This is a genomic window from Microcoleus sp. POL10_C6, from assembly GCF_036701585.1.
Lineage (GTDB): Bacteria > Cyanobacteriota > Cyanobacteriia > Cyanobacteriales > Microcoleaceae > Microcoleus.
This window is the reverse complement of the sequence record NZ_JAUBRB010000010.1, coordinates 109,948-120,597: the sequence shown is the minus strand read 5'-3', so window position 1 is coordinate 120,597 and position 10,650 is coordinate 109,948. Positions and strand designations below refer to the sequence as shown.

The 10,650-nt window shown below is 45.7% G+C and carries 6 protein-coding genes; 4 read left to right on the top strand and 2 right to left on the bottom strand.

Annotation, left to right across the window (positions count from 1 at the left end; translation table 11 throughout):
- The 4 genes from QUA34_RS08330 to QUA34_RS08315 all read left to right on the top strand — a co-directional run.
- Positions 1-4,554 (top strand): calcium-binding protein (locus QUA34_RS08330; protein WP_333385593.1); only part of this gene is annotated, 4,554 nt, incomplete at its 5' end.
- A gap of 325 nt (positions 4,555-4,879) precedes the next feature.
- Positions 4,880-6,241, top strand: coding sequence for a cytochrome 450 (locus tag QUA34_RS08325; protein ID WP_333385590.1), 1,362 nt, complete (start codon positions 4,880-4,882; stop codon positions 6,239-6,241).
- A gap of 257 nt (positions 6,242-6,498) precedes the next feature.
- Entirely contained in the window at positions 6,499-7,044 is a 546-nt protein-coding gene (locus tag QUA34_RS08320; protein ID WP_333082808.1) for a hypothetical protein, read from the top strand.
- A 613-nt stretch (positions 7,045-7,657) separates the two neighbouring features.
- Positions 7,658-8,815 carry a matrixin family metalloprotease gene (locus tag QUA34_RS08315; protein ID WP_333385586.1) on the top strand — a complete coding sequence of 386 codons (1,158 nt, stop codon included), beginning with the start codon at positions 7,658-7,660 and terminating at the stop codon, positions 8,813-8,815.
- A gap of 567 nt (positions 8,816-9,382) precedes the next feature.
- Here the strand turns inward: QUA34_RS08315 and QUA34_RS08310 are convergent.
- Together QUA34_RS08310 and QUA34_RS08305 are read right to left on the bottom strand one after the other, a co-directional pair.
- Complete coding sequence (locus QUA34_RS08310) at positions 9,383-10,054, bottom strand: calcium-binding protein (protein WP_333385583.1); 672 nt, start codon at positions 10,052-10,054, stop codon at positions 9,383-9,385.
- Positions 10,051-10,638, bottom strand: coding sequence for a DUF4347 domain-containing protein (locus tag QUA34_RS08305; protein WP_333385579.1), 588 nt, complete (start codon positions 10,636-10,638; stop codon positions 10,051-10,053). Before QUA34_RS08305 ends, QUA34_RS08310 begins: the two co-directional genes overlap by 4 nt.
- Positions 10,639-10,650: the final 12 nt, after the last annotated feature.

The following is a 10,650-nucleotide window of genomic DNA, read 5'->3' as shown; positions in this document are numbered from 1 at the left end:
ACACCAACTCCTGCGTTACCGACACCAACTCCTGCGTTACCGACACCAACTCCTGCGTTACCGACACCAACTCCTGCGTTACCGACACCAACTCCTGCACTAACGACACCAACTCCTGCACTAACGACACCAACTCCTGCACTAACGACACCAACTCCTGCGTTACCGACACCAACTCCTGTAACCCCAGCGCCGACATCGGCGACACCTGTTGGTATTACTATTAACCCAACAACAGAATTAACTACTACTGAATCCGGAGGAAAAGCAACCTTTAATGTCAAACTCAACAGCCAACCTACTGCTGATGTCAAAATAGATTTAGAAAGTTCCAATGCAACAGAAGGAACAGTTTCACCGGCATCGCTTACTTTCAATTCTGCTAACTGGAATGCTTCACAAACAGTAACGGTAACAGGTGTTGACGACAGTGTTGCTGACGGGAATAAAGCTTACACCCTTGTTACCAGCCCTGCTGTCAGCAATGACAGTAAATACTCCGGCTTAAACGCAGCAGATATCGCCGTTACAAATACCGATAACGAAACCCTTTGGTGCGGTTTGGAAAAAGGATTAGACAAACTGGAAAACATTGTTAACGACCAACTGAATGCGTTCAAACTGCCAATCTTAGGACGACTAAGCGACATTTCTCCGAATTTTATTAGCAATTTCAAAAATAGTCTAGTCAATACCGTTAAAAATGCAACAGATTTCACGCCTAGTCAGCTAGAAAATAGCATTCAGGAGGTTGTTGGGTCGGCATTCGATGTTAAAGTCGAGAGTAGTTTAAATCCAAATGACAGTAACTTAGTCATTAAAATTGGCAAAAAATATCAGCTCGACAATATTACGTTTTCAGAAGATTTAGGGTTGCCCGCACTAGGCTTGAAAGTCGAAAACTCTCCTAAGCCCTGGAATCAAGTTGTCGCCTTCGCACCGACTGCAAATCTCTCTCGCTTTGCCAATTTATCTAATGATTTAGAAGCATCAAGCCTCAATTCCAATATCAGCAATTCAGCCACATTAGCACCGGTTACAGATAGTAGTAGTAGTAATGTATCTCAGTTTAGTGCGAACTTTCCTTCTCAGAGTTTGATTTCGCCAGTTTTAGCTGGAATTTTAAAGCCAACTCAACAATCGGCTTTTGACTATGAGTTATCTATTGGTGTCGGTTACAACAAAGATTTTGGCTGCTACATCGATACTGACAATACTAAATTAAACGCTAACTTAAAGTTAGCACTTCCTGAGAAATTCAAAGCTCAAGCCAACCTCGCTTTTTTACAAGCTGAATTTACCAACGATCCTGAAAACCCAACTCAACTTGATGCCAACTTTGAAGTCAAGTTAAATGACTTAGACAACGTGGGCGGTACTGATGATGGCAATCGTTTAACTTTGTCTGAGTTAGACGGCAGTTATCAGTTAGAAGACTTATTTCAATCTAGCTTAACGAGTAATGCCAATCTCGGCTTGCACGGCAAAACTAGCATCAACGGCAATGCTGCTTTTCCATCTTTTGATTTTGATTTAGCAGTCAATTGGCCACTGATTAATTATAGGAACGGTCAATTAAATAATTCGCAGCCACCCTCAACTTCCCCCTCAACTACATCGAGTCTATCAAATTTCAATTCATCACTTTTATCCAGCACGAAATTTTCAGCGGTTTCAGGGTTAAATCAATCGCTAGGTTCCTCAAATTCAAGCACAGGCGCGAGTTCAAATTTATCTTCATTCTTGCCATCAAATAATCAGGGAAATATAGGTTCGCCAACCACCGACAATCCCTTTGGCGGATTGCCTAACCCGACAGTCGAATTTAACAACATAAAACTCGACTTAGGAACCTTTATCACTAACTTGTCGAAACCAATACTCACCACTGTTTCTGATATTATCGACCCGTTTAGACCAGTTATCGATTTCCTAAATACAGACACTAAGTTACTGTCAGAACTTGGCGTTGCTGGCCCCTTCGATAACAATGGAGATGGCAAAGTTTCGATCTTGGAACTGGCAACTAAATTATCGACTGGTAATGTTGCTACTGACTTCTTAAATGCAGTTATCAAAATCGACGAGATATCGCAATTGGCAAATAGCCTGTCAAACTCTTCAAAAAATATTGCCATCGATTTAGGTTCCTACAGTTTAGGCAATATTAATGTTGCCAAGCCCAACTCTAGCCTCAAAAACAAAACACCGAGACTGACAAATTATGTTCCTAATATTTCTCAACAAATCAATTCTAAAACAGCGGGAAATAAAAAAGAATTTGTCAATCAATTCAAGAGGGTTCCCGGCATAGACTTACCAATTTTAACCAAGCCAGAAACAGCCATTCAACTTCTTTTAGGAAAACCAGATGTTGTCCTTTTTACCTACGATATGCCTCCCCTAGGGATAGACTTCAATTTTAGCAAAGAGTTTCCTATATTTGGGCCGATCTCAGGGTTAATCGAAGGCAACTTTAATGCGTCAGCACACCTCGCATTTGGCTACGATACTTACGGATTAAAAGAATGGAAAGACGATGAATTCGATGCGTCATCAGCCTACAAAGTTTTAGATGGTTTTTACGTGAGCGATCGCGCAAATCCCGATGGTACTGGTGCGGATGTTGATGAACTTAAAATCAATGCTGGTATTAAAGCAGGTGTCGGAGTAAATGCAGTAGTTGCCAGCCTTTATGGAACGGCTGGAATACAAGGAAGCATAGGCATTGATTTAGTAGATATTGGAGAAAATAACGGCAAAAGCGACGGTAAAATCAGAGGATCCGAAATTGGCTCCCGCATTAGTAAACCCTGGGAACTTTTTGATATATCAGGTCAAGTTAATGCTTTTTTAGGGCTGGAGTTTAAAGCTATAGTCCCTTGGGAGTTTTGGGAAGGGAAACAAACAGTTTGGAAAAAAGATTTTGCCACATTTGAGTTGGCCAAATTTGGCACTGGAGAAAGTTCAAGGAAGAGCGGTAGCGGTGTTAACAGTTACCTAACTGGAGCAAAAGTCTTCTTTGATGGTAACTTCAACGGCATTCAAGATGAAAAAGAACCGTTCACTATTACTAACGTGGATGGCAGCTTTAATTTAGATGTCTCTCTCCCTAATTTCGACAAAAATAACAGCGGCGAACTCGATCCAGATGAAGGCAGACTTGTAGTTGCTGACGGTATTAATACCGCCACTTATTTGCCGCAGCAAACGCCACTAACAGCAACACCTGATGCTACTGTTGTGACGCCTTTAACTACTCTGATGCAGAAGATGGTTGCACAAGGTATCAATCCTAATGAAGCAGAGACTAAAGTTAAAGCAGCATTTGGAGTACCGTCAACAATTGATTTGACTGGCTACGATCCGCTACAGGCAATTACTCAAAACGATCCGAACGGTTTGGCGGTTTATGCAGCACACATTCAGGTACAAAACGCTGTTGTTCAGACGACAATTTTAATTAGCGGGATTTCGGCTAACTCTAAAACCGATATTGCCGATCGCATTATTTCCATCCTTGCCAATCAAATTCAATCCGGGGCTGTCGATTTAACCAATCCCGCACAATTACAAACCATCGTTCAGTCTGCTGCAACTCAACTGCAAGCACAAAAAGCGTCCGATATTGCGCCGGAAGTTGCTAAAATTATAGCGGAAGGGAATCAGCGGGTACGGGCGATCGCATCTAGCAACCTCCCACTCTCAGATGCAGCTACTAAAATAGCCCAAGTTCAACAGGTAGAACAAGGTGAAGTCGCTAAAGACTTGCAGCAAGTCGCAGCCGGAAATAAGACAATTCAGGAGGCGATCGCAGAAAATACAGGCACATCCTTAGACACACAAATTCAATCGGCAAGCGTCAATAACCCGACAATTCGCAAGAGTATAAACAGTGACTTCACTGCTGCTGAACCTTTCCCCGACAGCGGCATAGAATTAGTCAACAATTCTCCTAATCAAAAAATCGGTACTGATGGTGACGATACTCTAGGCGGCGACAGCAGCGATGACGTTTTAAGTGGTAAAAAGGGAAATGATTTGATATTTGGTTTTAACGGCAATGACTGGATTAATGCCAATCAAGGCAATGACTTAATTAATGGCGGTTTTGACGACGATACCCTTTACGGCGGCAAGGGAATTGATACCATTACAGGTAGCGATGGTGGCGATATTATCTTTGGCAACCGAGGCGACGATATGCTAGAGGGTAGCACTGGCAATGATACTTTGCGCGGAGGCAAGGGAAATGATACTATTATTGGCGGTGACGGCGACGACTTCCTATTCGGTGAAGATGAAGATGACACTTTGATCGGAGGGAATGGGAGCGATCGCTTCTTGCTCTCTAGCAATTCGGGTATCGATATTATCTTGGATTTTGAAGACGGAAAAGATTTGCTTTCTCTAGGCAACAATCTTACTTTCTTGCAACTGTCACTTACTCAAGAAAACAGTACAACTTTCATCCGTTTGTCAGCAACCGGAGAAATTTTAGCCGCTCTGAATGGGGTGTCGTCCAGTCTAATTAATGCCACCGATTTTGGCTAAATTTAATAGCAAGTAGTCGCACATAACTACGGTTTATGTGCGACTCTCAGAGATTGGGGCTAATACTTTAGATACAGAAAGTAGATCTACTTACCAGCAATCGTTAAAAATTCCACTCAATCTCCGGGAAAAGGCTAGACTGGAGCGCAGACATATTCAGTAAAACTATATCTATGTTGCCACTGTGTTCACAAATAAAGATGGCTATAGTTATACTTACTGATTTGGGCAATTAAGTGGGATTCAATACCCGCTCAATGGCCGCTCAATACCCTCTTGCTGCTAAAGGCAAAGCGGGTTATGGCGAGGGATTCTCGGAGGAATTATGATGAACCTAAATTTAGATACTATTTTCTCATCGCTGATGAACCCGGCCCTGAACGAGTTTCAGGTTTGGGCTTTGCAAAACCCGGAAGAAAGTCTCAGCAAAACGATGTTACCCCCGATCGCCCTGATTGAGGGTTTGATTGCCAACGAACCCACCTATTTGCAGATAAAACGGCTGGCTTTCGGAGCAAACTTTTGCTGCGCGGGGCAAGTCGTGATGGGAGAGTTTGACACCCTGGAAAAAGCACTCACATCGCCCCAGGCGCGCGGATGGCGGCTTGGTACTTCTGTACTCGATCCCGATCGCGCCCCCAACCAAGATGTCGGCGGTAGGAACCTTTTCCTGCTGTCTTTGTCCGATCGCGAGACTGATGGTAGCAGCAACCACGCAGCATTCCGAAGCTGTATGCAGAAATATCTCTTCAACAGTGCGACAACGGATCGCCAGGGAGACGAAATCGCCGGACGGTTGCTCGATCGGCTAGCCGCAGATTATGCCGAGATGTCGCACGGTGCGGGGGGAGCGTTTTTTACCGATGTCAAGCGTGGTTGGATGGGATTTTTAGTCCGATATCTGCACTACGTCATCTTTGGGATTAATCCAGATGATTTAGAGTCGATCGAACTCCTCACCGACTTGCATTACACTCGCCAAAGCCCGCTGCACTACTTCGCCGTCATCGGCAACCTGCTGCAAAGCCTGAACCTGTTTGGACACGGGGATTTGTCCACTCTAATCGAGCGTGCAGCGACTATCTATGAAAATTCCCCAGCCTTAGCCGACTTCGAGGAGAGCTCGGAAAACAATGGCATGACTAAGCGGGAATTGGCAAAGCTGATGACATCGATTATGGGGATAGCGGGACTGCAAGGCCCCCTGCACCTAGGCTACACGGCAATGGGATACCGCCCTCTCCCCGCCTATAAAGGACAGCAGACGGCCGAAATTAACCCGACTGATTTTTGGGATCAGCTCGATTTGGACGATCGCCAGTCGATCGAGCTCTTCCTCCTGGAATGCGCCCGCCTCTGGGCCCCCGTCAGCGCCACGCACCGAGTGGCGACAGAGCCCTTCACCGCAACCGTAGCAGGCAAAGAGCGCACTTTCCCCGCCGGAACCAAGGTACTGATACCGCTCAGTCTGGGGCTGCTAGACGAGAGTTTCTGGGGCTCTACGGTATACGAATTCAACGCTAAGCGGGAGAATCTGTGCCCTTTTCATATGGGTTTTCATTCGGTGGGCGATCGGAGTGCGGGACGGATTTGCCCCGGTAAAGACATCGCACTCAAGATGCTGGTGGATGTCGTGAGTACGGTAGGCAAAGTGCGGCGAAGCTCTGAGCCCAACTTGCGGCGGTAATCAATCCAAAAGCTCGCATCAGACAGCGGTTGAGACTGAGATATTGCACCATTCTCGCTTAACAGGCTTTTCGGCCCACCCGACAAGACATCAAGTTTATTGTGGGGTGTCCCGCCCGCCCTGGAAAACTTATTGGCAATGATGCAAGATGTGAGTTGAAACCGCACGCCACACAAACTCTTGAGCGATCGACTCAGAAATCAAGGGGGTATCTAATAGGAAACCAAAACACAACTATTTTGAGGATAAATAATATCATGTTAATCGAACAAAAGCAACTAAAAGACATCGCGAATTGGATGAAAGTAGAACATCCAGCGGAGTTACCCGAAGTCCTGCAAGGTATCTTTTTTATGGACGGGAATGTTTTACCAGACGATTGTCTGACGATGTACAGTTCAGACTGGAATGCTGAGGAACGGACGTTATTGCTGCGTGTTTTTGACCCTGTTATCTGGACATTTCATTCATCAATGGCGGGACGGATGTTAATTTATTTAGTCAAATTTTCTCGCTTCAGCTACTTGTTCCGATTCTCTGATGCAACTTTGCAGCACGGACACATCACGCCGATAGTGTTTGGATGGTCTGTGCCGCCGTGGCTGGTAGATTTTTTGATTGATCGAGATCCGAATACTCCGAATGGAGATATCTGGTATCGCACAAACTCGTTTTTCGGCAAACCTGCTGAGAGCGGATATATACTCCGCAGGGTTGTAGACAAAGATGGCAACTACACATCAGCCTTTCCAGATATGCTGTCTAAAGTTGAGAGTGATTGTTTAATCATTGCCAAAGAGTGAAAATATTTACAAAACCTACAAAACCCGCTTCGTTAGGCGGGTTTTGTTGATCGAAGCGGCGGGATTTTAACCGACGACCTCCACTAACACAGTTTTATTTGCTAGCCTATAAAGGCTATGCAGCAAGCTCTAGCAGGCTGTTGTCAATTCTTCCTATCAATAATTCGGATAGTGTGTGATTGGCAACTGTAGAATAGGGGTTTCAGGGCGATTGCACAATCGATATCCCAACGGAAAATCAACGGTTTCAGACTAGGCTCTAAAAACAGTCCTGACTATCGATCGTTGACAGTGTAAAGCTTGAAACTAGAATGGGGAACACGAGTTCTCTGTAAAGTGCGAGCGCGATCTCCTCATGGGATATTGAGGGTAGGAAACCTCTCCGTCCAGACTCATCATTATAACAAAAAATCTGGCTTTCACAAGGATTTTATTCAGTTGACACAAGCTCGAAAGCTCGCATTTATCTAGGTCATTGTTGACAGGGTTGCAGTTTCTCTTTCCTGAATCTACTGTGCTCTCACTTGATTCAGGTAGATGAACACAAACATTCTCAAAATAGCTGGTTCTTTGGACTTAAAGTCCCTAGGTATTCACTTTGGAGGAATTTGTCATGACTAAACTTTCACAAATCGACTCTTATCAACTTGAGCAATTACTAAAACGCCTCGAACAAATTGAAGCTAAGGTCGGAATCAAAGTTGGCTCAGGTGGCGCAGAATCAGGTAAAGAAGCACAACATTTTTGTGCTTTGCCAAAGGTTCCTCCACGCACTTTCGATCCGAGCGTGTCGCCGGAGCGTGCTCGTCTAATACGGTTAATCGGGAAGAAGTGGGTTAACGGTACAAAATTACGTTATTACTTTTTTGAGAGTGGTCCCAATTCAGGCGGGAATGAACAGAAGGAGATTGTGCGGCAGGGGTTTGAGGTGTGGAAGAAGGTAGGGATTGGTATCAAGTTTGAGGAGGTTCGGAACATCAGCGAGGCAGAGATACGAATCGGCTTTGTGCAAGGAGATGGAGCCTGGTCATATCTTGGCCGCGATGCGATCGATATTCCTAAGCAAGGCGAGCGAACCATGAACTTCGGCTGGGATCTTCGGGCTGATCCCCGTGGGGTAGATGTCCCTGTTCACGAGATAGGTCACGCCTTAGGTTTCCCTCACGAGCACCAAAACCCGTTTGCAGGTATCGTATGGGACGAAGAAGCCGTTTATAAATATTTCGGTGCCCCTCCTAACAATTGGGACCGAGATACAACTTTTTATAATGTGCTTGAAAAGCTTGCAGTAGGAGAAGTGGAGGGGTCAAAGTGGGACCCCAACTCAATCATGCATTACGCTTTTGCAGCGGGACTCATTGAGAAACCTGTGGAGTATCAGAACGGATTAAACCCTGCTGGCGGACTTTCCGAGCAGGATGTGTTGCAGGTACGATTATTCTATCCCCCGCTTGATGACTCGAGTTATACAGAACTTAAACCCTTCCATTCCGAGATTCTGTCCCTCGCGCCTGCTGAACAGAAAAACTTTGTGATCAAACCCTCTGCTACCCGAACCTATACAATTGGAACCTTCGGAAAACTAGATACAGTTATGGTTCTTTTCGAGGATCAGAGTGGTGATCTCAAATATGTTGCGGGTGACGACGACAGTGGCACAGACTTGAATGCACAAATCAATGTTCGGCTTTATCAAGGTCGGCGGTATGTGCTGAGAATCCGCTTATACTCTAACTTTTCTGGTGGTGAAGCCTCAGTGATGCTTTGGTAAGGGCTGCCGCAAAATTTTAGAGAGAAAAGCGATTTCTCAAAGTAGTGCATGGCCACCCGTAGGGTATATGGGGCAAGCTATTTTCTATTTGGTCTTTTTTCTCCCAATAGAAAGCAGGTAATTTGCTCATCAAGCAGCAGGTGATGCGCGAGGAAGGCGGGTTTGGGCTGATTGGGGTCTGAAACGAGGTAGAGCAGGTTGTGGTGACTTAGGGGGGCAGAGAGCCTCCCGTCTCCTGCCTCAACACTCCAATTTCTAGCTTGGTTGCAAAAGTGAGATGCTCCCATGTTTCGACAGGTAGGACACGGCGCTGTGTAACCGAAAATGATATTACTTCTGGCTCATCAGAGTTTATTTGCCATGATTGTACAGCGTATTTTAGGCTCATAAAATAGTAGGGAAAAGGCAATGCCTTTTCCCTACGGGGATTCATGGATCAGGGGTGTACTTCACAAATAACGTGGAATCTGCTGTAAAATGTTTGGTTTCACCCTTTTTTGATTGGCCAACCGTCTATTAATCCATCGTCCCTACAATATTCTCACCTAATTAATTAGCTCGATCGCACTAAAGGAGTGCAAAATCTGTGGCAGTAATCACGCTTGCAGGCACATTGCTGAGAGTTGCCAAAAGTTGCCCGGAACCAGTAACTCGGATGAGAGTAGAAGTATTCTCCGCAACAATGCTCAGTTGCGAGAAATTTAAACCACCAATTAAGCCGATCGAATCGAGACCGTATTGAAAGTCTAAAATAGTCTCGCTGCCGAGGTCAAGACCCAAGATAAATCGATCGTTCCCGGTGCCTCCAATCAGAGTATCATTCCCCTGATCTCCAAACAGCCAGTCGTCCCCAGCACTGCCAAGCAAACTATCCTCATCCTTACCGCCGTAAAGAGTATCGTTCCCAACCTCCCCATTGACAGTATCCTGACCTTCATTGCCAAACAGCAAATCGTTGCCCAAACCGCCGCATATTTGGTCTTTTCCGCCAGTAGAACCAATGGGGAGGGGGCTACCAATATCCCCGTACACTGTATCTTCCCCGTCGCCGGCACAGATAGTATCACTGCCTTCATCGCCAAATAGCAGGTTGCTGCCCAATTCGCCGAAAACTAAGTCATCGCCCTTGCCGGCACGCACTGTATCATTACCATCACCACCTGCGATCGTATCTTGATTTTTCTCCCCGCTGAGGAAGTCATCGCCGGCAAAACCGAACACCAAATCGTTGCCAGTCAAATCCGGGTCGAAGGGGTTAATAGTTCCCGCACCGTGCTGCCACCGCTACCAGCAGCAAGGATCAGACCGTTTCCAACGGTATTGTTGCCAGATAGCTGGATAAGTGGGATGCCTGCAAATCCAGTCTGCGAGGTACCGTTGATGATTACGGGAGCGGTAATAGGTGGCAAGATCGAGAGGGGCGCGATCGTCTGCAAGCCTGTACCAATGGCAAAGTTAATATTGTGCGGCGGTGCGGCCGCTGCATTCGCATCCGTAATCGCTTGTCGCAGCGAACCCGGCCCAGCATCGTTGGTATTAGTAACAGTGAATATCGCCAAGGTATGCCCGTAATTTGCCATTACCTCCGGCTCGATCGCCAATGCTGTTTTAATCGCTCCAGTAGCATATTCAAGTACCCAGTTTCCGCCTTTTTGGGCGCTGCCCGTAATATCTGAAGAAGCAGCAATATTAGCTTTTGTTAACTTGCTCAGCTTTTGTACAAAAGCCTCTCCTTTTTCACCTGCTGCTACGTTACATCCGTATAGCAGAATTTCCAACCGATTTTTAATTGAGTTGACAGATGACGAAAACCACTGTTTCAAACTGTCGCGATA

Bases quoted from the DNA above. Each gene is read 5' to 3' on its own strand.
- QUA34_RS08325 (WP_333385590.1), top strand. From the start codon at position 4,880: ATGATGAACCTAAATTTAGATACTATTTTCTCATCGCTGATGAACCCG.
- QUA34_RS08320 (WP_333082808.1), top strand. From the start codon at position 6,499: ATGTTAATCGAACAAAAGCAACTAAAAGACATCGCGAATTGGATGAAA.
- QUA34_RS08315 (WP_333385586.1), top strand. From the start codon at position 7,658: ATGACTAAACTTTCACAAATCGACTCTTATCAACTTGAGCAATTACTA.